Annotated in this window: 19 protein-coding genes; 11 read left to right on the plus strand and 8 right to left on the minus strand. The window is 67.5% G+C overall.

From position 1 onward, the window contains the following. Window positions 1–88: 88 nt before the first annotated feature. A complete protein-coding gene (locus ACYVB7_RS11755; RefSeq protein WP_460507713.1) occupies window positions 89–1,618 on the minus strand; it encodes a M16 family metallopeptidase in 1,530 nt (509 codons plus the stop codon). 38 nt (window positions 1,619–1,656) lie between these two features. Between ACYVB7_RS11755 and ftsY the strand changes: the two genes are divergently transcribed. Continuing rightward, on the plus strand, window positions 1,657–2,907 hold the full coding sequence (ftsY, locus tag ACYVB7_RS11760; RefSeq protein WP_460507715.1) for a signal recognition particle-docking protein FtsY: 1,251 nt from the start codon (window positions 1,657–1,659) through the stop codon (window positions 2,905–2,907). Window positions 2,908–2,936: 29 nt separating this feature from the next. Here ftsY and ACYVB7_RS11765 read toward each other — a convergent pair whose 3' ends face one another. The 7 genes from ACYVB7_RS11765 to ACYVB7_RS11795 all read right to left on the minus strand — a co-directional run bounded on the left by ACYVB7_RS11765 (window position 2,937) and on the right by ACYVB7_RS11795 (window position 8,638). After that, window positions 2,937–3,314, minus strand: a complete 378-nt coding sequence (locus ACYVB7_RS11765; RefSeq protein ID WP_460507718.1) for a ribbon-helix-helix domain-containing protein — start codon at window positions 3,312–3,314, stop codon at window positions 2,937–2,939. Window positions 3,315–3,442: 128 nt separating this feature from the next. After that, window positions 3,443–4,024: a DJ-1/PfpI family protein gene (locus ACYVB7_RS11770; RefSeq protein WP_460507720.1), complete on the minus strand. Its 582-nt coding sequence runs from the start codon at window positions 4,022–4,024 to the stop codon at window positions 3,443–3,445. A gap of 120 nt (window positions 4,025–4,144) precedes the next feature. Beyond that, window positions 4,145–5,404: an ROK family transcriptional regulator gene (locus ACYVB7_RS11775; RefSeq protein ID WP_460507722.1), complete on the minus strand. Its 1,260-nt coding sequence runs from the start codon at window positions 5,402–5,404 to the stop codon at window positions 4,145–4,147. Next, window positions 5,401–5,853, minus strand: a complete 453-nt coding sequence (locus tag ACYVB7_RS11780) for an RbsD/FucU family protein (protein ID WP_460507724.1) — start codon at window positions 5,851–5,853, stop codon at window positions 5,401–5,403. The genes ACYVB7_RS11775 and ACYVB7_RS11780 overlap by 4 nt, the downstream gene beginning before the upstream one ends. Beyond that, complete coding sequence (locus ACYVB7_RS11785) at window positions 5,847–6,668, minus strand: sugar ABC transporter ATP-binding protein (RefSeq protein WP_460507726.1); 822 nt, start codon at window positions 6,666–6,668, stop codon at window positions 5,847–5,849. Before ACYVB7_RS11785 ends, ACYVB7_RS11780 begins: the two co-directional genes overlap by 7 nt. Window positions 6,669–6,670: 2 nt before the next feature. Next, the gene (locus tag ACYVB7_RS11790; RefSeq protein ID WP_460507728.1) at window positions 6,671–7,639 is read right to left on the minus strand and encodes an ABC transporter permease; all 969 of its coding nucleotides are present in this window, start codon (window positions 7,637–7,639) and stop codon (window positions 6,671–6,673) included. 12 nt (window positions 7,640–7,651) lie between these two features. Further along, the gene (locus ACYVB7_RS11795) at window positions 7,652–8,638 is read right to left on the minus strand and encodes a sugar ABC transporter substrate-binding protein (protein ID WP_460507730.1); all 987 of its coding nucleotides are present in this window, start codon (window positions 8,636–8,638) and stop codon (window positions 7,652–7,654) included. Between the two features lie 127 nt (window positions 8,639–8,765). Here ACYVB7_RS11795 and ACYVB7_RS11800 point away from each other — a divergent pair, with 127 nt between their 5' ends. The 10 genes from ACYVB7_RS11800 to ACYVB7_RS11845 all read left to right on the plus strand — a co-directional run. Beyond that, entirely contained in the window at window positions 8,766–9,809 is a 1,044-nt protein-coding gene (locus tag ACYVB7_RS11800; protein WP_460507731.1) for a carbohydrate kinase family protein, read from the plus strand. Between the two features lie 314 nt (window positions 9,810–10,123). Then, window positions 10,124–11,569, plus strand: coding sequence for a hypothetical protein (locus ACYVB7_RS11805; RefSeq protein ID WP_460507734.1), 1,446 nt, complete (start codon window positions 10,124–10,126; stop codon window positions 11,567–11,569). Window positions 11,570–11,578: 9 nt separating this feature from the next. After that, the gene (locus ACYVB7_RS11810) at window positions 11,579–12,568 is read left to right on the plus strand and encodes a hypothetical protein (RefSeq protein ID WP_460507736.1); all 990 of its coding nucleotides are present in this window, start codon (window positions 11,579–11,581) and stop codon (window positions 12,566–12,568) included. 118 nt (window positions 12,569–12,686) lie between these two features. Beyond that, a complete protein-coding gene (gene zwf / locus ACYVB7_RS11815; protein WP_460507738.1) occupies window positions 12,687–14,171 on the plus strand; it encodes a glucose-6-phosphate dehydrogenase in 1,485 nt (494 codons plus the stop codon). After that, window positions 14,168–14,848 carry a 6-phosphogluconolactonase gene (gene pgl / locus ACYVB7_RS11820; protein WP_460507740.1) on the plus strand — a complete coding sequence of 227 codons (681 nt, stop codon included), beginning with the start codon at window positions 14,168–14,170 and terminating at the stop codon, window positions 14,846–14,848. The genes zwf and pgl overlap by 4 nt, the downstream gene beginning before the upstream one ends. A gap of 82 nt (window positions 14,849–14,930) precedes the next feature. Continuing rightward, complete coding sequence (gene edd / locus ACYVB7_RS11825; RefSeq protein WP_460507742.1) at window positions 14,931–16,796, plus strand: IlvD/Edd family dehydratase; 1,866 nt, start codon at window positions 14,931–14,933, stop codon at window positions 16,794–16,796. A gap of 417 nt (window positions 16,797–17,213) precedes the next feature. Continuing rightward, window positions 17,214–17,870 carry a beta/alpha barrel domain-containing protein gene (gene eda, locus ACYVB7_RS11830; RefSeq protein ID WP_460507745.1) on the plus strand — a complete coding sequence of 219 codons (657 nt, stop codon included), beginning with the start codon at window positions 17,214–17,216 and terminating at the stop codon, window positions 17,868–17,870. 32 nt (window positions 17,871–17,902) lie between these two features. After that, entirely contained in the window at window positions 17,903–19,528 is a 1,626-nt protein-coding gene (gene pgi, locus ACYVB7_RS11835; RefSeq protein ID WP_460507748.1) for a glucose-6-phosphate isomerase, read from the plus strand. Window positions 19,529–19,579: 51 nt separating this feature from the next. Beyond that, complete coding sequence (locus ACYVB7_RS11840) at window positions 19,580–20,161, plus strand: hypothetical protein (RefSeq protein ID WP_460507751.1); 582 nt, start codon at window positions 19,580–19,582, stop codon at window positions 20,159–20,161. A gap of 132 nt (window positions 20,162–20,293) precedes the next feature. Beyond that, the coding region (locus ACYVB7_RS11845) for an MCP four helix bundle domain-containing protein (RefSeq protein ID WP_460507754.1) at window positions 20,294–21,740 on the plus strand (1,447 nt) is incomplete at its 3' end.

The following is a 21,740-nucleotide window of genomic DNA, read 5'->3' on the forward strand; positions in this document are numbered from 1 at the left end:
TTGATTGATGTGTTTGCTATGTATTTTTGCATGACCACTGAACCCATGAAAAAGATATGCCCACCACCCCAATGCCGTGGGGCATCGGTCAATGGCGAATGTCCAGGCGCGGGCGCTGGCTGGCGGCGGCGCGGCGTTGGGCCAGGGCCTGGGCGTCGGGCACCAGTTCTGCCTGGGTGAGCCGGTCGGGGTTGAGGATGCGCTGGGCCACGGCCTGCACGTCTTGGGGCGTGATGCGCATGAGGCTGTCCATCAGCAGCCGGTCGGCATCGGCGGGCCAGCCGGCCACCCAATGGCCGCCCAGCTGGCGGGCCTGGGCAAACACGGCGTCGAGCTTGTAGACCTCGGCCGCCCGCCACTGGTTTTTGACGCGGTTCAGCTCGGCCTCGGTCACGCCCTGCTCGGCCACGCGCCGCACCTCGGCCTGCAATGCGGCCACCACCTCGACCACCGAACGGCCTGCGGCCGGTGTGGCATCCAGCAGGAACTGGGCGGGGCCTCGCCCGCCGCCGCTGTAACCGGCCCCCGCCTGATCGGTCAGCCGCTGGTCCGCGGTGCGCTGGATCAGGGCCCGGCCCAGGCGGGCCCCCTCGTGCCCATCGAGCACCGCAGCCAGCAAGGTCAGCGCCAAGGCGTCACGGCTGTCGGCATCACCAGCGGCGGGGTCGCTCAGGTTGGGCGCGGCGTAGGCCAGGATGACCTGGGCCTGCTCGGCCGCGGCCTTGAGCTGCAGGCTGCGCTGGCCCACCTGGGTGGGTTCGGTTTGCGGGCGGCGCTCGGGCACCATGCCTGCCGGAATGGGGCCGTAGTGGCGCAGGGCCAGCTCCAGCACCTGATCGGGGTCCACATCGCCCGCCACCACGATGGCGGCGTTGGCGGGCACATACCAGCGGCGGTGGAACTGGCGCACGTCGTCGGGTTGAAGGGACTCCAGGTCGCTCATCCAGCCGATCACCGGGCGGCGGTAGGGGTGGGCCTGCCAGGCCGTGGCGGCCAGCGCCTGGCCCAGCAGGGCCGCGGGCTGGTCGTCGATGCGCTGGCGGCGCTCTTCCTTGATGACCTCGATCTCGCGGCGAAACTCGTCGTCGCTCCATTGGTTGTGGGCAAAACGGTCGGCCTCCAGCCGCATGGCCTCTTCCAGTTGGTTGGCGGGCAACTGCTGGTGGTAGGCCGTCATGTCGCGGCTGGTGAAGGCGTTGTCGCGGCCGCCCAGGGCCGCGATGCGGCGCGAGTATTCACCGGGTTTGACCGTGGGCGTACCCTTGAACATCATGTGCTCCAGCACATGGGCCACGCCGCTGGTGCCGTCCACCTCGTCGGTGGAGCCCACCCGAACCCACAGCATGTGCACGGCGGTGGGCGCACGCCGATCCGGTTGCACCAGCAGGGTGAAGCCATTGGGCAACACGGTCTGGAAGACCGGGCCTACACGTTGCCAGACAGGCCGCTGCGCCCCCGAGACCGAAGAGGTGGGCACCAGCGCCGAGGCGGAGGACGCCCATGGAGCCTGTACCGGGGCCTGTGCCCGTGCGGTGCCCTGAGGCCCCCACACCGCCAGCGCCGCCACCAGGGCCCCCAAGAGAACGGTGGCCTGGGTTCGCCCCCGAAAGGAATGCATGCTTTTCATAGAATGGCATGGACTTGTGAAAGCTTGGAATGTTCTCATTCTTCAGAAAAAAACCCGCTGCCCCCCCTCCCGCCGCTGCCCCCACGGTGGCACCGCCCGCTTCGGTCCCTGTTTCACCCCCGGCGCCAACCCCCGTTGCGCCCGCCGCTGAAGCCCTTGTTTCACCCAGCGCTCCTGCCGCCGCGGTGCCCAACGTCCCGGCGGCCACGGCACCGGCGCAGCCCGTACCCGCCGCGCCCGTGACCGCTCCGCCTGCCACACCGCCTGCGATGGCCCCTGCTCCGGCACCGACCCTGGTGCCCGCCTCGGCTGACGTGCAGGCTTCGGCCTCGGTGGACAACACCCAGGCCAAGCCCGAGCGCACCGGCTGGCTGGACAAGCTCAAGGCCGGGCTGAAGAAAACCGGCAGCGCCATTGCCACGGTGTTCACCGGCACGCAGATCGACGACGCGCTGTACGAAGAGCTGGAAACCGCGCTGCTGATGGCCGACACCGGCGTCAAGGCCACCGAGCACCTGCTGGCCGACCTGAAACGCCGCGTGAAAGACACCAAGACCACCGACCCCGCGGCGGTCAAAGGCCTGCTGGCCGATGCCCTCACCGAGCTGCTGACCCCGCTGCAAAAACCCTTGGCCGTGAGCCTGCGCAACCCCGCGCTGGGCGCGGCGGACGAACCCACCGTCATCATGGTGGCCGGGGTCAATGGCGCGGGCAAGACCACCAGCATCGGCAAGCTCACGCGCCACCTGTCCGACAGCGGGGCCAGCGTGCTGCTGGCCGCAGCCGACACCTTCCGCGCCGCGGCGCGCGAGCAGCTGGGCGTTTGGGCCACGCGCAACACCGTGGACATCGTCAGCCAGGAAGGCGGCGACCCTGCCGCCGTGAGTTACGACGCCGTGGCCGCCGGCAAGGCCCGCGGCAAGGATGTGGTGCTGGTGGACACCGCCGGCCGCCTGCCCACGCAGCTGCACCTGATGGAAGAGCTGCGCAAGATCAAGCGCGTGGTGCAAAAGGCCCAGGCCAGCGCCCCCGACGAGGTGCTGCTGGTCATCGACGGCAACACCGGCCAGAACGCCCTCACCCAGGTCAAGGCGTTTGACGACGCACTCAAGCTGACCGGCCTGATCGTCACCAAACTGGACGGCACCGCCAAGGGCGGCGTGCTGGCCGCCATTGCCCGGGAACACCCGGTGCCGGTGTACTTCATCGGTGTGGGTGAAAAACTGGAAGACCTGCAGACCTTCAACGCCCGCGAGTTTGCGCAGGCGCTGCTGGGCTGAGCCGCCCTAGCCGGTTCAGGTCGCTTGATTCAGGCCGCCTGGGGTTGGCAGGCGTCCAGGCGCAAAGGCTGCCGCTCGGTGGCCAGCACCCGCTCGGCATTGAGGCTGGCAATGGGGATGCGGCTGTCCTGCGGGATGCCGCCCGACAGTTGCAAGGCCAGGTAGCGCCCGCAACACACCCGCAGGAACGAGGCGAAGTTGTCCACTTCACCGCGCTGCTGCACCAGCTCGTCGTACAGCTTGGTGCACAGCTGGGGCACGCCCATGCCGTCGCGGGTGGCGATGTCGTCCAGCACCTGCCAAAACAGGTTTTCCAGCCGGATGCTGGTGGCCACGCCATGCAGACGCACAGAGCGGGCACGGCATTCGTACAGGTGAGGGTCGGCACTGATGAACACTTGGCACATGGCGTCTCTCCGGTGGCGGGCCCTGCCCTGTGGTGCCGAGCAGCGCCGCACGGGAAGGTGACCAACGCCGCAGCATGCGCCCTGGCCCCCACCCCGTCAACGCGTGCAAACCAGCACGCCCCAGGGCCTCAGAGGCTGATGCGGGTGCCCAGCAGGGCCAGAAACTGCGCCATCCACGCCGGGTGGGCAGGCCAGGCCGGGGCGGTGACCAGGTTGCCCTCGGTGTGGGCTCCGTCAATGGCGATGTCGGCATAGGTGCCCCCGGCGCGCTCCACCTCGTAGCGGCAGGCCGGGTAGGCCGAGCAGGTGCGGCCTTTCAGCACGTCGGCCCCCGCCAGCAGCTGCGCACCATGGCAAATGGCGGCCACGGGTTTGCCGGTGTCGAAGAAGTGCTTCACCATGGCCACCACGGCGGGGTAGGTGCGCAGGTACTCGGGCCCCCGACCGCCGGGGATGACCAGGGCGTCGTAGTCCTGCACCACCACGTCGGCAAAACTGGCGTTGAGGGCGAAGTTGTGGCCCGGCTTTTCGCTGTAGGTCTGCGCACCTTCAAAGTCGTGGATGGCGGTCTTGATCTGCTCACCCGCCTGTTTGTCGGGGCACACGGCGTGCACCGTGTGGCCCACGGCCAGCAGCGTCTGGAACGGGACCATGGTTTCATAGTCCTCGCAGTAGTCGCCGCAGATCATCAGAATTTTTTGGGCTGCCATGCTTGTCTCCTGTGTGGGTGAAAACGGAGACCCATTGTTGGGCGGCCTCAGCCGACCGTGGTGGTAGCCGGTTGTGACACCGTGCACAGAGGAGCGCCCGGCCCCGGCACGCACCCCGCCTCAAGCCTTCAGGAACACATCCCGGTCAGCGGCAAAGCTGGCGTGCAGCGGCAGCAACGCCCCACCCAAGGCCCGGGCGTCAGCGCCCATCTGCCCCAGCAGCAGCGGGGGCGGATCGAACAGGCCCTGCCAGTCGTACAGCGTCAGCGCCTGGCGGGTGCGCTCCAGCAGCTCGTGCAGCAGCGGGGCGGCAATGGAGCCGTCAACCACCACCGCGTCCATGTCCAGCAGCGCTGTGCCCGAGACGATGGCATGTGCCAATGCCCGCGCACATTCAGCCAACCACGCCTGGGTGTGGGGCAGCCAGGGGGTTTGCAGGGCGCGGTCGTCGTAGGCCGCAGCGGTTTCCAGGCCCTGGGCCAGGTAGCGCTGCTCCAGCGTCCACACCGACGCCTGCGCCAGCAGCTGGGGCACGGTGCCATGCACTGACGACAAGGCGGTGTGCAGCGGCAGCGACGCCACCGCCCCCGCATTGCCGTGCAGGCCCTTGTGGATGTGCGAGTTGAGCACCAGCCCGCCACCCACAAAGGTGTCGATGAACAGGTACAAGAAGTTGGCCAGCTCGCGCCCACGGCCTTGCAGCAGCTCGGCCACGGTGGCGGCCAGGGTGTCGCGGGCAAAGCTGACGGGCAGGTCGGTCATGGCCTGCACTTCGGCGGTCAGGTCGAGGTGAGCCCACGCATCGGCCTGGGTGTCGGACAGGCCCAGCATGCGGTGCCAGCCGCCCATGTGAAACGGTGCGGCCACGCCCACGCCCACCACGCGCTCGCGCAGGCTGCCGGGGCCTGGGCCCAGGCCGTCGAGCAGTGCCCGCAGGTTGGCGCGCAACGCGGGCAGCAGCACGGGCACCTCGGGGTAGGCGTAGGTGATTTGCAGGCGCTGGCGCACCTGGCCGGTGAAGTCGACCAGCAGCCAGTCGGTGTTGCGGCGACCCACCTTGATGCCGATGGCAAACGCGCCGTCGGGGTTGAGGGCCAGCGGCACCGACGGCTGCCCCACCTTGCCACGCACCGGGGCCTGTTTGAGCAGCAGACCGTCTTCGTCCAGGCGTGCGGTGATGAGGCCGATGGTCTGCGCCGTCAGCCCCGTGAGCCGGGCCAGCTCGGCCTTGGGGCTGGGGCCGTGGGTGCGCAGGGTTTGCAACACCACCCGTTCGTTGAATTGCCGCAGGCCCACATGGTTGGAACCGCGGGGTTTGAGGGGCGCGGCGGCAGGGGGGCAGGCAGGGTCAGTGGGAATGGATTTGCGTGGAGGTGTCACGGTTGCAGAGTGTCGCCGATCACACCCTTGTGCAAGATGAAGTTGCCCCAGGGCTGTCGCTCGCCGGTCAGGACGATGGCGTAGGCGCGTTTGACCTGCTCATAAAAAGCATAGCGCTCCACGCTTTTCACAGAAGCGTCAGGGGCCAAAAAACCTTGCAAATGGGCGGCCACGTCGCGCTGCAAGGCACTCAGGTAGGGGGGCTCGGTGCCGCCCACCTGCATGCACTCCACCGGGTGGGCAATGTCCTCGGCCAAGGGCAGCAGGCTGACCACGGCCTGCACGGCGCGGCGCATGTCCACACCGGGCAGGTGGATGACGGGTTTGCCCGCCCCCAGGCTCATGGCGGTGAAGTTGGCGTCGGCCAGCACCAGGGTGTCGTCGTGGCCCATTTCGGCCATGACCTTGAGCAGCTCGGGCGTGAGGATGGGGTCGATGCCTTTCAGCATAGAACCTCCGCGGGCAGTTCGCTGGGGGCCATGGCCCCGGTCATCACGGCCACGGTGTCGCTCATGCTGATCTTGCGGGGGTTGACGATGCAGGCCCGTTTGCCCAGGCGGGCGATGTGGATGCGGTCGGCAATTTCGAACACATGCGGCATGTTGTGGCTGATGAGGATGACGGGCAGCCCCTGGTCGCGCACGCGGCGGATCAGCTCCAGCACCATGTTGCCCTCCTTCACGCCCAGCGCGGCGGTGGGTTCGTCCATGATGACCACATGCCGGGCAAACGCCGCCGCACGGGCCACGGCCACGCACTGGCGCTGACCGCCCGAGAGGGTTTCCACCGCCTGCGTCATGCTGCGGATGCCCACCTTCAGGTCGTTCATGCGGGCGATGCTTTCATCCAGCATCTTCTTCTTGTCCAGCAGGCCCAGCAGGCGGCCCAGCACACCCGGGCGGCGCAGCTCGCGGCCCAGGAACAGGTTTTCGGCGATGGTCATGGCAGGGGCCACGGCCAGGTCCTGGTAGACGGTTTCGATGCCAGCGCGCCGGGCGTCGATGGGGCTCTTGAAGTGCACGGGCTGGCCGTCGAGCAGGATCTGCCCTTCGTCCGGCACCACCGCACCCGACAAGGCCTTGATGAGGCTGGACTTGCCCGCGCCGTTGTCGCCAATGACGGCCATGATTTCACCGGCCCGCAGTTCGAAATCCACGCCGTCCAGCGCGGTCACCTGCCCGTAACGTTTGACCAGGCCCTTGGCCTGCATCACCAGCGGTGCGTCGGCCCCGGGGGCCGGGTGGGTGTTGACTTGAAATTGCATGGTCAGCGCCCTCCCTTGCGAGAGAGCTGGTCGGTGGCCACCGCCAGAATCACCAGAATGCCCGTCACCAGGATCTGGTAGACCGACGACACGCCCATGAGGGTGAGGCCGTTGCGGAACACGCCCACGATCAGCGCGCCCACCAAGGTGCCCAGGATGACGCCGCGCCCGCCAAACAGGCTGGTGCCACCCAGCACCACGGCGGTGATGGCGTCGAGGTTCTCGGTTTGCCCGGCGTTGGGGTCTCCCGCGCCGGTGCGGGCCACGGCCAGCATGGACGCGATGCCGTAGAACACCCCGGCCAGCACGTACACGCCCAGCAGCACCTTGTCGGTGGCAATGCCGGTCAGCCGCGTGGCTTCGGGGTTGTTGCCCACGGCGTACACATGGCGGCCCGGCGCGGTTTCACGCAGCCACAGCCAGATGCCCAGGTACAGCGCCAGCATCAGCACCACGCCATAGGCCACCCGCGAGCCGCCCAGACCGAAGGTTTCGCCAAAGAAGTTCATGCCCTCGGGGATCTGGGTGATGGTCTGCGCCCCCGAGTACAGCTGGGTGATGGCAAAGGCGATGTTGAGCGTACCCAACGTGACGATGAAAGGCGGCAGCTTGACCCGGGTGACCAGCAAGCCGTTCACCAGGCCAAAACCCGCCGTGGCCAGAATCCCCAAAGCAATCCCCACCGGAGCGCTGAGGCCGAAGTCCGCCGCCATCTTGGTCATGACGATGGAGCCCAGCGCCATGACCATGCCGCACGACAGGTCGATGCCCGCCGTCAGGATGACCAGCGTCTGCCCGATGGCGATGGTGCCCACCACCATCACCTGCTGCAGGATGAGCGCGAAGTTCTGCACGGTCAAAAACCGCTCGTGCTGGAACGAGAAGAAGGCACAGGCCAGCACCAGGGCAATGAAAGGCCCCAGCGTCCCCAACGGGGGCATGGGCGGCAGTTTGGCTTTGAGGGCGGTCATGGCGAAAACGGCTTACTTGTTGCCCCAGCACAGGTCCAGGCCGGTCTTCACGTCGGCGCTTTGCACACCGGCCTGGGCCTTGGCGGCGATCAGGGTCACGCCCGTGTCGGTGTAGCCGGCCTGGCGCTTGCCGTCCTTGGCGTACTGCACACCAGCGGCCACGCCCATGGCGGCCATTTTCAGCGGGTACTGCTGGCTGGTGGCTGCGATGACGCCCGCACCCACGTCCTTCACACCCTGGCAACCGCCATCCACCGAGACGATGACCACATCCTTCTCCTTGCCCGCCGCCTTCAGCGCCTTGTAGGCACCGGCAGCCGCAGGTTCGTTGATGGTGTAGACCAGGTTGATGTCGGGGTTCTTTTGCAGGCAGTTTTCCATGCCGGTCTGGCCCTTGGCAGCGTCGCCGAAGCTGTCGGCCATGCAAGCCACTTCAGCCGGTTTGGCCAGCTCGTTGCTCTTGGCATCCAGCGTTTGCAGGCCAAAACCCTGCAGGAAACCGTTGTGGCGCTGGGCACCCACCGGGTGGCCGGGGAACAGGTCCAGCGTGGCGATGACGGGTTTCTTGCCGCCCAGCGCAGCCTTGGCGTACTGGCCGATCAGCACACCGGCCTTGTAGTTGTCGGTGGCAAACAGGGCGTCGGCCTCGGCCACGGGGCTGTCCAAGGCGATCACCTGCACGCCCTGGGCGCGGATTTTCTTGATGGTGGGGATGATCGCATCGCCCGACGAGGTGATGAGGATGGTCTTGGCCCCGGCGGCCACCATGTTCTCCATGGCGGTGATCTGGCCGGCGGTGTCGCCGTCGGTCTTTCCCGAGGCGCTCAGCAGCTTGGCTCCCAGCTTCTTGGCCTCGGCGTCGGCGCCCTCTTTCATCTTCACAAAGAAGGGGTTGGACTCGGTCTTGGTGATCAGGCCCACCACCGGCTCGGCGGCAAACGCAGAGGCGGCCGCCAAAGACAACGCGGACAATGCAGCAACGGGGAACAAGGCTTTCATGAGGTGTCTCCTGGAGATGAATGGACGACTTCCGTCGCTGCACGCCCACTCGGGTTTTCACGCAACGCGACCTGAAGTGGGATGAACTATAGTCGCCCTTGAGTTATTAAATCAATTTGTTTTAATTATGGTTTTCCCTAGCCAAACCCTGCCCGGTCTGATTCAAGTCGCCACCGCCGGAGAGGCGCTGATGGACATGCTCACCGAGGCCGATGGCCGCCTCAACCCCTGCGAAGGGGGGGCGGTCTACAACCTCACCCGTGCGCTGGGTCTGCAAGGCGTGGGCACGCTCTACCTCAACCCCTTGTCGGCCGACGGCTTTGGCCAACGCCTGACCCGCGGGCTGAAAAATGCCGGGGTGCACCTGGCCCGCACCGAAGCCGCGGCCCTGCCCACCGCCCTGGCCGTGGTGGGCCTGGACGCGGCAGGCAAGGCCAGCTACAGCTTCTATCGCGAAGGCGTGGCCGACCGCGACGTGAGCGCCACCGGCATGGCCCAGGCCTGCGACCTGGCACCCGGGCTGGCCGTGGTGGCCACTGGCTGCCTGGCCCTCATGCCCGCCGACACCCACGCCTACCTGCCTTGGCTGCAAACCCAACGCGACCGGGGTCGCCTGGTGGTGGTGGACGCCAACCTGCGCCCCGCCGTGGTGGCCGACATGGCGGCCTACCGCCGCAGCGTCACCGACGCGCTGTGGCAAGCGCACATCATCAAGGTGAGTGACGACGACCTGGACACCCTGGGCCTGCTGAAAGCGGGCAAAGCACCGCTGAACGCCGTGCACGCCCTGCTGCAGCAAACCCGGGCCGCCGCCGTGGCCCTGACCCTGGGGGCCGAAGGTGCCCTGTGGGTGGACCGCCACGGCCATGTGTGGCACGCCCGGGAAGCCGCCCCCGTGACCGTGGCCGACACCGTGGGCGCGGGCGACTGCTTCCTGGCCGGCCTGCTGGCGGCCCTCGCCGCGCAGCCCGATGCCCTGCAACGCCTGCACACCCCACCGCCCCATGGCCCGGTGCTGGACACCCCCACCGTGACCGCCCTGCTGCAACGCGGCGTGGCCAGTGCCAGCTGGTGCGTGCAGCAAACAGGCTGCCAACCCCCTTCTGCGGCCCAAGTGGCCGAGCGCCTGAAGGAACACCCGGCCCAGGTCGCCCGGCTCACGCCGCATTGACACCACGCAGTGGGTCGACGGGTTTGCAACTCCAACACCCTTTCGGGTGAACACATTCCGCTTCGCGTTGCCGCTGCACGGCGTTCAATCCCTCGCGAAACTGTTCGAAACCGAGACAAACCGCTGAGACGGGACGTCAACCCGCTTGCCGGACCACGTACCGTGGCATGCATCAACCGTACACGAGGGTAAGCGCCGCGCCTGCCGTTACTGACTTCAGTCGTCAAGGAGCCCACTCGCATGATTTCCAGCAGCTTCCGTGTCGCTTCGTGGTCCCCCAGCGAGCACCTTGTTCCACCGAGAGAAATGGTTCGATGAGTCGCATCGCCCCCTCCCTCGTCGCGACGCCTGGATCGAATCGCGGCATCGACGCCGACATCCAGCACCACGTCAACGAGTTCTCGAGGACTGCGGCGCTGAGCGGACGGATCGACGCCGCGAGAAACCATCACCAGACGGCGTTCGCACAGACAGCCGCCCTGGACAGCCAACTCACCAGCCGGATGCATCATCCGCTGGCCGAGTTCTCGATGCAGAAGAAGCCCTTGGCAGACGCTTCGACCGCCATGGCACCGAGGATTCCCCTGCCACCTCGACTGCCTCCCGAGGGGTTCAACCATCCGCGGCCCGCGCAGCTTCATGCGCCGAGCGGCAACCCCAAGCTGCACCCGGTCGCCAACAGCGGCCCGATGGCTCAAGACCCGCGAGCCGCGCACCTGGGGCAGCTGGACCCCCAGTCTGGCGTCTTCGTGGGCACTGGCAAATGGAACGGAGCCGACCAACCCGCCTCGACGCTGCCCAGCAGAACCGAGCCACTGAAGCCACACGAGTATCAGCAGACGGGCTATCAGCTTGGCGTGCGTCTGGCCAGCACCGCCCCCCACCGAGAAGGTGAACTTCCCTTTGAACCGATTGAGCACCCTTCGGACCTCGCGCACCTGCGCAACGCCACCGAAGTGATGCACCAGACGAGGACAAGTCTCATGTTCGGTCGAGGCAACATCACAACCGATGTACGGGCCACGAATGGCGAGTCCTCTGCACGCGCACAGGTGTCCTACGACTTTGGCGTTCTCAATGGCTCCTCCGTGTTGGGCGGGGTGGCCCTGGCCATGGGCGCTGGCAACTGCGACCAGAACGGCCGAATCAATGCCCGCCGGTACGCCCCCATGCTGGGCGAAGGCGAGACGGTGGACACCATCATGAACAGAGCCTACAGCCACTGCTGGACTCAGATCAACCAGCCACCGCAGACCACAACCGACGGGCGAACAGAGGCACGGCCCACCATCGTCATGGACTCGTGGGCAGATGGCCCCGCCGTGCGCCTTGGCGATTCAGCTTGGTCGCCCCAGGCAGCCAGGAGCACCGCGATGGAACGACTCGACAAGTCAAACGGCACACAGGAACTCAACAAAATGAACCAAGCCTGGGCAGACGCCGCCACACCGGACGGTCCGCTGCACCCACATGTCATGTCCTTGCTGTCACAGAACATGCAGAAGCCACCGAAGTACTCCGAGTACTCGCCGAACTCGGTCGTCAGCGCACCCCTTGCCAAGAAAGCCCAAGACCAGATGATGGAACAGTCCGCGTTCACGCGGGAAGTGATGGCCGTGGCTGCTGCACGCCAGGGCTACAACCTCAACGTGGCTGAGGCAACCAAGCCAAGCACTTCAGCCGCAACGCTGGACGCGACCATGAACCTTGACCGCCCCGAGCGCCCCCCCATCTTGGTCAGTGTCAACCTGGCGAAATGACACCTGAGCGTGAACAAGAACATCCAGAGAGGAAGAGCAATGCACACCATCACGAGTACCACCAGCCGATCGCATGCTTCAGCAGGCAACGAGAACGCTCTTCGCGAGCAACCCAGTGTCGGCCCCTCAGCGGCACCCACTTGGCAGGTGGACTCGCATGGCACGCCCCTCGCCCGGCACCCACGGCCACAGGGAGAAACCAACACGCTGCCACCGCGGCATCGCCTCGGCACCAAGCCGCCGGAGCTTTTGAACACACTGAATTCGCACGTGGCTTCGCCCAGCGACCGGGTGCACGTTGCACTGGCGAACACGCCCATGTTTTCTGCCAGCACGCCCGCGGCATCAGCCCCAGCGCTCGCACACCTGCAAGAGGCCGCCCGAAGTGCGAAGGATTTCGACAGCTTCATGGCCACCCTCAACGGTGCGACCCGCCTACCCGAAGCACCACGTGCCCAGCTGCTCAGAGAACTGGCCGGACGGGTGGGTGACATCGCCCAGTGGGCCACATCGTCACAAGCACACATCCAGGCAGCGGCACCGCTGGCCGAGCAAAGCTTTCGCGAGTTGTGGCGAGGCGTCGCCGCGTTGCCCGCGTCCATGCAGGTGGAGCCACTCCTCGTGCTGGGACACCAGTTGGGTGCGCTCTCCGCCGAAAATCGCCTGGCCGCCATACAGGCCATCCTCGCCGCCACACGACCGGCTGCGGCCACCCCTCAAAGAGCTCACCTGCTGGAACACATCGCCAGCCAGCTGGGGCTCTTTCTTCCTCAGGACCAGGGGCACGCAGTGAATCACATGCTCCAAGAGGCTGCCACCCTGGTTGCAGAACAACGGCGATCTGTGGTCGATGCATTGCGCTCAGGGTTGAGCAGTACGGCGCTGCCGGCGGATCAACATGCGGCCTTCCTGCAAGCCACTGACAAGGTGAGCCCCAACACCCCCGCCGCAAGGCCCAGTGGACGCGACCTGCTGGGACTCAAACGCCAAACACGTTAGCGCTGAACCTTCGCCAGCGGCAAAGTCCAATCCTGGGGTTAACACGAAACCACTTGGTAACAAAATTACCTTAAAGTAGAGCCCACTCGTACCCGACCGCACCCCATACGCCAACACCATGCCCGCCCAGACCCCCTCCACTCCCAAGACTCCCCCGTCCGAACCGCTGGACATCGTCATCTTCGGCGGGCTGGGCGACCTGTCGGTGCGCAAGCTGCTGCCCGCGCTGTTCATGGCCCACCTGCACGGCAACCTGAGCACGGCCACCCGCATCCATGTGCTGGGCCGCCAGAGCTGGGAGCGGGCGCAGTTCCTCGACTTCCTGCAGGACAAGCTGGCGGCCTTCGTGGCCGACGAGCACCGCAGCGGCCCCGCCTGGGCCAGCTTTCTGGACCGCCTGCACCCCGCCCACCTGGAGGCCACCGAGCCCGATTCCTACACCCGCCTGGGCCAGCAGCTGCAAGCCGGGGCGGCCAAGGTGCTGTACCTGGCCACCGCCCCCGCGCTGTTCACCACCATCTGCGCCCACCTGTCGGCGGCGGGCCTGATCGACGACGCCACCCGCGTGGTGCTGGAAAAGCCGCTGGGCCACGACCTGGCCTCGGCCCAGCAGATCAACGACGAAGTGGGCCGCTACTTTGCCGAGCACCAGATCTTCCGCATCGACCACTACCTGGGCAAGGAAACGGTGCAAAACCTCATGGTGCTGCGCTTTGGCAACGCCATTTTTGAACCCCTCTGGCGCAGCCCCTTCATCAAAAGCGTGCAGATCACCGTGGCCGAAAGCGTGGGCGTGGGCAGCCGCGCCGGGTTCTACGACGGCACCGGCGCCCTGCGCGACATGGTGCAGAACCACCTGCTGCAGCTGCTGTGCATCGTGGCCATGGAACCCCCGGTGTCGCTCAACCCCGACGCCGTGCGCGACGAAAAGCTCAAGGTGCTGCGCTCGCTGCGCCCCATGGGCATTGCCGAGGTGGCCCGCGACACCGTGCGCGGCCAGTACACCGCCGGGGCCTCCAACGGCGAGGCCGTGCGCGGCTACCACCAGGAAGACAACATCCCCGCCAGCAGCACCACCGAAACCTTTGTGGCGCTGAAGGTGCACATCAACAACTGGCGCTGGGCCAACGTGCCCATCTTTTTGCGCACCGGCAAACGCATGGCGGCGCGGCAGTCGGAAATCGTCATCGAATTTGCCGAGCTGCCCTTCGCCCTGTTCCCCGACGCGCCGCGCCAGACCGTCAACCGCCTGCTCATCCGCCTGCAACCGGAAGAACACATCGAGCTGCAAATGATGGCCAAGGAACCCGGCAGCGGCATGCGGCTGCGCCCCGTCAGCCTGAAGCTGGACATGGAATCGGCCTTCTCCGCCCGCCGCGCCGAAGCCTACGAACGCCTGCTGATGGACGTGATCAAGGGCCGCCTGACCCACTTCATGCGCCGCGACGAGCTGGAAGCCGCCTGGACCTGGGTGGAACCCATCCTGCACGGCTGGGCCGCACTGAACGAAGCGCCCAAACCCTATGCCTCGGGCACCTGGGGGCCTGCGGCCTCGTCGGCGCTGATGGCCCGCGACGGCCTGTGCTGGGTGGAGGAATCATGAGCACCGCCACCCTGGCGCGCGACGTGGCGCACCTGCTGCGCGACGCCCAGGCCGCCGCCCCTGGCCAACGGGTGGTGCTGGCCGTGTCGGGCGGCAAGTCGCCCATTCCCGTGTTCGAGGCCCTCAGCCAGCAGACGCTGGGCGGTGCGCTGGACTGGTCCCGCGTGACCGTGGTGCTGGTGGACGAACGCTGCGTGCCCCACGACCACCCCGACAGCAACACCGCCCTGGTGCGCCGCCACCTGCTGCAAGGCGCGGCTGCGGCAGCCACCTTCATCCCGCCATTCGACGCCCTGCCCCCGGCCCCGTTCAGCCCCGAACAGCTGGCCGCCTTGGTGGTGGACGCCAACCACCGCCTGCGCGGCCTGCCCCCCATCACCCTGGCGCTGCTGGGCATGGGGGAAGACGGGCACACCGCCTCGCTGTTCCCCGCCGCGCCGGGGCTTGAGATGGCCCTCACCTCCCCCGGCCCCATGGCCTGGGTGACCCCCACCACCGCGCCCCACGCGCGGCTGACGCTCACCCTGCCCGCCCTGCTGGCCGCCCAACAGCGCCTGCTGGCCATCAGCGGCCCCACCAAACAGGCCGTGCTGGCCCAGGCGCAACAACGGCCCGACCCGGCGCTGCCCATCTCGCTGGTGCTGCACGGTGCCCCCACCGAGGTGTGGACCCTGTGAACTTCAAGCCCATGTTCTTCAAGCTTTTTTGGCACCCAGCGCTTTATATGAAAGCGCAAGCAGCTATTGAATTGATATCACCATGACCACCCCTCACGCCCCATCCCTCCACCCCGTGCTGCACGAGGTGACCGAGCGCATCGTCCAGCGCAGCGCCGCCACCCGCGCCGCCTACCTCGCCAGCATGGCGGCGCAGCGCAAGGCCGGCACCCAGCGCCAGGGCATGGGCTGCGCCAACATGGCCCACGCCTTTGCCGCCTTGCCCGCGAACGACAAGCTGACCGTGCGCGCCGCCAAACAGCCCCATGTGGGCCTGGTGACGGCGTACAACGACATGCTCTCGGCCCACCAGCCCTACGAGCACTACCCCGAGCGGGTGCGCGACGCCGCCCGCGCCGTCGGGGCCACGGCCCAGGTGGCCGGGGGCGTGCCCGCCATGTGCGACGGCATCACCCAAGGCGCGGCGGGCATGGAGCTGAGCCTGTTCAGCCGCGACGTGATCGCCCTGGCCACCGCCGTGGCGCTGTCGCACAACGTGTTCGACGCCGCGCTGATGCTGGGCATTTGCGACAAGATCGTGCCCGGCCTGTTCATGGGCGCGCTGCAATTCGGCCACCTGCCGGTGGTGTTTGTGCCCGCAGGCCCCATGACCTCGGGCCTGTCCAACGACGCCAAAAGCCAGGTGCGCCAGCAGTACGCCAAGGGCGAAGTCAGCCGAGAAGCCCTGTTGGAGGCCGAAAGCCAGGCCTACCACGGCGCGGGCACCTGCACCTTCTACGGCACCGCCAACAGCAACCAGATGCTGATGGAAATCATGGGCCTGCAACTGCCCGGCAGCAGCTTCGTCAACCCCGGCACCCCGCTGCGCGAGGCGCTCACCCGCGCCGCCGTGGCCCGCGCCGTGGCCATGACCGGCCTGGATGCCGACGGCCTGAACCCGGGCCAGCCCCACACCCGCATGGCCGACATCGTGAGCGAAAAAACCATCGTCAACGGCATCGTGGGCCTGGTGGCCACCGGCGGCAGCACCAACCACACGCTGCACCTGGTGGCCATGGCACGGGCGGCGGGCATCGTCATCGACTGGACCGACTTTGCCGACCTCTCCGCCGTGGTGCCGCTGCTGGCCCGCGTGTACCCCAACGGCAAGGCCGACGTGAACCACTTCCACGCCGCCGGGGGCATGGGCTTCCTCATCCGCGAGCTGCTGGACGCCGGGCTGCTGCACCGCGACGTGCACACCGTGATGGGCGCCAGCCTCTCCGCCTACGCCACCGAACCCTGGCTGGACCCCGAACAAGGCGGCCAACTGAGCTGGCGTGCCGCGCCCGAACAATCGGGCGACACCGCCGTGCTGCGCCCCGTGGCCAACCCCTTCAGCGCCGACGGCGGCCTGCGCCTGCTGCAAGGCAACCTGGGCCGCAGCGTGGTCAAGGTGTCTGCCGTGGCGCCCGAGCACCGCGTGGTGCGTGCCCCGGCGGTGGTGCTGTCCGACCAGGCCGACCTGCTGGCCCTGTACCAGCGCGGCGAACTCAACCGCGACTTTGTGGCCGTGGTGCGCTACCAGGGCCCCCGCGCCAACGGCATGCCCGAGCTGCACAAACTCACCCCGCCGCTGGCCAACCTGCAAGACCAGGGCTTCAAGGTGGCACTGGTGACCGACGGGCGCATGTCCGGCGCGTCGGGCAAGGTGCCCGCGGCCATCCACCTCAGCCCCGAGGCGCTGGCCGACGGCCCCATTGCCAAGGTGCAGGACGGCGACATGATCGAGCTGGATTGCGAGCGTGGCGTGCTCAACCTGGAGGTGGACGCCGCCACCCTGGCGGCCCGCAGCGTGGTCCACCCCGACCTCAGCGCCAACGGCCTGGGCACCGGGCGCGAGCTGTTCGGGCTGTTCCGCCAACACGCGGGCGCGGCAGAAGCCGGTGCGTCACCGCTGTTGGGATGAACATGGGCATGCCAAGCCACCGCCACCGCGCAGCCCTTGGGGCCCCGCAGCGGGCGGCCAGGGGCCTGGGCTGGGTGGGGGCTCCTGCTGCCGTGGCCCTGCGGGCTGCGCTGCGGTGCTCGGCTTGGGCTTGGGGCCGAAGAACTCACTGCGCGTTGCGGTGCAACGCTCCGTTCAAACAGCTTCGGCCCAGTCAGAAGGGGGTGCGTGCGCTGCACGCACAAGCCCAAGCCTGTGCGCCTCGCCACGGCAGAAGTCGCACCCACCCAGCCCAGGCCCCTGGCCGCCCGCTGCGGGGCCCCAAGGGCTGCGCTGGGGCGGTGAGCTCAGGCCGCATTGCTACCAATACAGGAGCTGCTCGCGCTTGATATGAAAGCGCCAGAGCCATTTTTCATTCACAAAACACACCCCACATCCATGACCGCACCCGCCCTGCCCGCCTTCCGCACCCGCGTTGTTCCCGTCATTGCGCTGCACGACGTGGCCCATGCCGTTCCCCTGGCCCATGCCCTGCTGGCCGGGGGCATTGACGTGATGGAAATCACCCTGCGCACGCCCCAGGGACTGCCCGCCATTGCCGCCGTGGCCCGCGAGGTGCCGCAGATGGTGGTGGGCGCGGGCACCGTCACCCAGGTGGCCGAGGTGCAGCAGGTGCTGGACGCCGGGGCCACCTTTGCCCTGTCACCCGGCTGCACCCCGGCGCTGGCCCAGGCGGTGCTGAAGGCCGGGCTGCCCTTTGTGCCGGGCGTGATGACGCCCAGCGAGGTCATGGCCGCCCGCGACCTGGGCTTTGGCCTGCTGAAGCTGTTCCCCGCCGCCCAGGCGGGTGGGCTGGCCATGTTGCAGGCCATGGGCGGGCCGCTGGCCGACGTGCGTTTTTGCCCCACCGGCGGCGTCAACCCCGACAACCTGGCCACCTTTCTGGCGCAGAAGAACGTGGCCATGGTGGGCGGCAGCTGGCTCACCCCGGCCGATGCCCTGGCCGCGGGCGACTGGGCCCGCATCACCCAACTGGCCCAGGCGGCCACGGACACCGCAGCCACCGTGGTCAGCCCCGCGTCCCGGCAGGGCTGAGAGGTTCATTTCCACACGCCACAATTCCCCCCATGAGCCCTGACACCTCCCCCACCGCCCCCCTGTGCTGGCCCGCGTGGTCGTCGTTGCAAGCCCGTGCCCGCGCCGGTGTGCCCCACCTGCGCGAGCTGCTGGCCGACCCCAACCGCCACACCTACAGCGCCAGCGCCCCCGACTGCGGCCTGCACCTGGACTACAGCCGCCAGGCCGTCACCGACGGCGTGCTGGCCCAGCTGATGGCCCTGGCCGACCAGGCCGACGTGGCCGGACAGCGCGAGGCCATGTTCCGCGGCGACGTCATCAACACCACCGAGCAGCGGGCCGTGCTGCACGTGGCCTTGCGGGGTGCCCCCGGTGCCACCGGCAACGACGCTCCCTGGGGGGCCGACATCCAGGCCCAAGTGCACACCGAACTGGCCCGCGTGCTGGACTTCGCCCGCGCCGTGCGCAGCGGTCAGGTGACCAGCAGCACGGGCGAGGCGTTCACCGACGTGGTCAACATCGGCATTGGCGGATCGGACCTGGGGCCGCGCATGGCCACCGAGGCGCTGGACGCCCTCACCGTCCACGCCACCGGCAACCCGTGTGGCACAGGCCCGCGGGTGCACTACGTCAGCAACCCCGATGCCTGGGCGCTGCACAGCACGCTGCGGGGGCTGGATGCGCGGCGCACGCTGGTCATCGTGGCGTCCAAGACCTTCACCACGCAAGAAACCATGACCAACGCCGCCAGCGCCCGCCGCTGGCTGGCCGATGCGGGCATGGAGGGCGAGGCGCAAAGCCAACACCTGGTGGCCATCACCGCGTCGCCCCAGCGCAGCGGCGCGGCGGGTTACCCGGCGGCGCACACCTTCACCTTCTGGGACTGGGTGGGTGGGCGCTACTCGGTGTGGTCGGCCCTGGGCCTGCCGCTGGCCCTGGCCATCGGCCCCGAGGCGTTTGCCGACTTCCTGGCCGGGGGCCGCGCCATGGACCGCCACTTCCGCACCGCACCCTTCAGCGCCAACCTGCCCGTGCTGATGGCGCTGGCGGGCGTGTGGAACCGCAATTTCCTGGACTGCCCCACGCAACTGGTGTCCACCTACCCCAGCCGCCTGGCCAAGTTCGCGCCCTTCATCCAGCAAATGGACATGGAGAGCAACGGCAAACGCGTGCAAAAGGGCAACCAGCCCTGCCCGGTGGGCACGGGGCCCATCGTCTGGGGCGGACTGGGCATTGACGGTCAGCATGCCTACTTCCAGCTGCTGCACCAGGGCACGCACCGGGTGCCGGTGGAGTTTGTGGGCATCACCGCCGAAGACGCGCCCCTGCCCCTGGCCGCCGAGCACCACCGCGTGGTCAACCTCAACCTGCGTGCCCAGGCCCAAGCCCTGGCCCTGGGTCGGGACGAAGCCGCCACCCTGGCCGCGCTGAAGGCCGAGGGCCTGAGCGATGCCGACGCCCACGCCCTCACCGCCCAGCGCAGTTTTGCCGGCAACGTGCCCAGCAGCACGCTGTGGCTGGATGCGCTCACCCCCCACCGCCTGGGGGCCTTGATCGCGCTGTACGAGCACAAGGTGTTTGTGCAGGCCGCCATCTGGGGCATCAACGCCTACGACCAATGGGGCGTGGAGCTGGGCAAGACCATGGCCAAGGCCATGGAAAAAGCCGGGGCCTAGTCGGGGTTTCAATCACGGTTTTGTCATGTGCGCGCGGCATCATCCGCCGCCATGAGCCTCGCCCGCACCGCCCAAGCCACGCTGGAGCTGTCCAACCGTGAACGCACCCTGCCTTTGAAGGACAGGGCCGTGCTGCTGCTGGCCGACGGGCGCAAATCGGCCCACGAGCTGGCGGCCCTGGTGCGCTGCTCCACGGAAGACGTGTTGCGCCTGGTCACCCAGGGCTACCTGGCCGCCGCAGCGCCCCAGCGCACCCGCCCGGCCCCATCGGACCCGTCCGCCCCAGCCCCAGCCCCGGCGCCCGCGGCTTCACCGGCATCCACCTTCGGCCCGTCCACGCTGTCGCCAACCGCACCCGCCCCGGTGGCGGTGGACCGTTTTGAAGGCCCGCGCTCGCTGGCCACGGCACGCATGTTCCTGTTCGACATCGTCGAGCGCCTGTTTGCCCGCCGAGCCCCTGAGCAGGCCGACACCTTCCGCCAGCGCCTGCGCGAGGCCCGCGAGCGCGACGCCATGCTGGCCGTGGCGCGCAACCTGCTGGAGGCGGTGGAAACGGTGGCGGGCTTTGAGCGGGCCGACCACATCGCCGAGCGGCTGGCCCGCATGCTGCCCGACGAGGTCACGCCGGGCTGATTTGACCCACATTACCCCCCACAGCATCCGGAAATCCTGACCCCTTCATCAGAAAACGCTGATTGACATACCCCCTGGGGGCATCGACATTCCAAACTGGAATTGTCCGTTCATCGCCTCTCTAGGGATTTCATGTTCAAGAACCTGCGCATTGCCACCCGACTGGGATTGGGATTTGGTGTTGTCCTCGTGTTGCTGATCAGCGTGGCCTTCATTGGCATCACCCGCTTGACCCACAACCAAACCAACTTCGACGTGGCAGTCAATGAAAACGCCGTCAAGATCAAGCTGGCCAATGACATGATCAACCAGCAAAACATCATTGCACGAGCGGTGCGCAACATGGCACTGCTGGACGATGTGGCTGAAATGAAGAAAGAGGAGCAGCGCATTCACGAGGCCCGTGCCGCCTACAAACGGGCCAATGAAGGGCTGGACAAACTCATGCGCAGCACCGCTGAAACCGGTGCCATGGACAAAGTTGACACCACCCACGGCACCTTGGTCCCGTTGATCGACCTGGCCATGTCCACCGCTTTGCGTGGCAACCGGGCTGAAGCCACCCGCATCCTCCTGCAAGACGTGCGCCCCCCACAGACGGCATTTCTCAAACAAATCAACAGCATGATTGAGTTGCAGGAGCAACAGAACGCTGCGCTGGTCAAGCAAGCGCAGCAAGACTACGACACCGCCTTCAGGCTGATGCTGACCCTGACCATCACGGCCACCGTGCTGGGAATGGGTTTGGCATGGGCCGTCACCCGCGCCATCACCCGCCCCCTGGCCCAGTCGGTGGCCGCCGCCAACGCCATTGCCGCCGGGGACCTGAGCACCCGCATCGACGTCACCTCCAGCGACGAAACCGGCCAGCTGCTGGCCGCCATGCAACGCATGCAAGCCACCATCCAAACCCTGGTGGACGACATGAACCGCATGAGCACCGAGCACGACCGGGGCGACATCGAGGTGGTGATGGACGGCCAAAAGTTCCAAGGCACCTTCCGCACCATGGCCGAAGGCGTCAACAACATGGTCAACGGCCACATTGCCGTCAAGAAGAAGGCCATGGCCTGCATTCAGCAGTTTGGCGAAGGCAACCTGGACGCACCGCTGGAAGCCTTCCCGGGCAAGAAGAAGTTCATCAACGACACCATCGAACAACTGCGCGCCAACCTGCGCCGCATCGTGGGCGAGATCCAGGAGCTGACCGCCGCCGCCAACAAGGGCGACTTCAGCGTCAAGCTGGAGCTGGCAGGCAAACAAGGCTTCCCCCGCACCCTGTCCGAGCTGCTCAACCAGTTGAGCGACACCGTGGACACCGCGTTCAAGGACACCATCTACGTCGCCGCCGCCCTGGAGCAAGGTGACCTCACCAAGACCGTCACCCGCGACTACCAAGGTGCGTTCGATCAGGTCAAGCAAAGCCTGAACAACACCGTGGCCAAGCTCGCGCAGACCATTGCCGACGTCAACGCCACCACCGACACCATCGCCAGCGCCACCCAGCAGGTGTCTTCCACCGCCCAAAGCCTGTCGCAGGCCTCCAGCGAGCAGGCCGCCAGCGTGGAAGAAACCTCGG

Source organism: Hydrogenophaga soli (genome assembly GCF_054777695.1).

Coding starts and splice junctions, on each gene's coding strand:
- ACYVB7_RS11755 (WP_460507713.1), bottom strand. CDS start 1,618: ATGCATTCCTTTCGGGGGCGAACCCAGGCCACCGTTCTCTTGGGGGCC.
- ftsY (WP_460507715.1), top strand. CDS start 1,657: ATGTTCTCATTCTTCAGAAAAAAACCCGCTGCCCCCCCTCCCGCCGCT.
- ACYVB7_RS11765 (WP_460507718.1), bottom strand. CDS start 3,314: ATGTGCCAAGTGTTCATCAGTGCCGACCCTCACCTGTACGAATGCCGT.
- ACYVB7_RS11770 (WP_460507720.1), bottom strand. CDS start 4,024: ATGGCAGCCCAAAAAATTCTGATGATCTGCGGCGACTACTGCGAGGAC.
- ACYVB7_RS11780 (WP_460507724.1), bottom strand. CDS start 5,853: ATGCTGAAAGGCATCGACCCCATCCTCACGCCCGAGCTGCTCAAGGTC.
- ACYVB7_RS11785 (WP_460507726.1), bottom strand. CDS start 6,668: ATGCAATTTCAAGTCAACACCCACCCGGCCCCCGGGGCCGACGCACCG.
- ACYVB7_RS11790 (WP_460507728.1), bottom strand. CDS start 7,639: ATGACCGCCCTCAAAGCCAAACTGCCGCCCATGCCCCCGTTGGGGACG.
- ACYVB7_RS11795 (WP_460507730.1), bottom strand. CDS start 8,638: ATGAAAGCCTTGTTCCCCGTTGCTGCATTGTCCGCGTTGTCTTTGGCG.
- ACYVB7_RS11800 (WP_460507731.1), top strand. CDS start 8,766: ATGGTTTTCCCTAGCCAAACCCTGCCCGGTCTGATTCAAGTCGCCACC.
- ACYVB7_RS11805 (WP_460507734.1), top strand. CDS start 10,124: ATGAGTCGCATCGCCCCCTCCCTCGTCGCGACGCCTGGATCGAATCGC.
- zwf (WP_460507738.1), top strand. CDS start 12,687: ATGCCCGCCCAGACCCCCTCCACTCCCAAGACTCCCCCGTCCGAACCG.
- pgl (WP_460507740.1), top strand. CDS start 14,168: ATGAGCACCGCCACCCTGGCGCGCGACGTGGCGCACCTGCTGCGCGAC.
- edd (WP_460507742.1), top strand. CDS start 14,931: ATGACCACCCCTCACGCCCCATCCCTCCACCCCGTGCTGCACGAGGTG.
- eda (WP_460507745.1), top strand. CDS start 17,214: ATGACCGCACCCGCCCTGCCCGCCTTCCGCACCCGCGTTGTTCCCGTC.
- pgi (WP_460507748.1), top strand. CDS start 17,903: ATGAGCCCTGACACCTCCCCCACCGCCCCCCTGTGCTGGCCCGCGTGG.
- ACYVB7_RS11840 (WP_460507751.1), top strand. CDS start 19,580: ATGAGCCTCGCCCGCACCGCCCAAGCCACGCTGGAGCTGTCCAACCGT.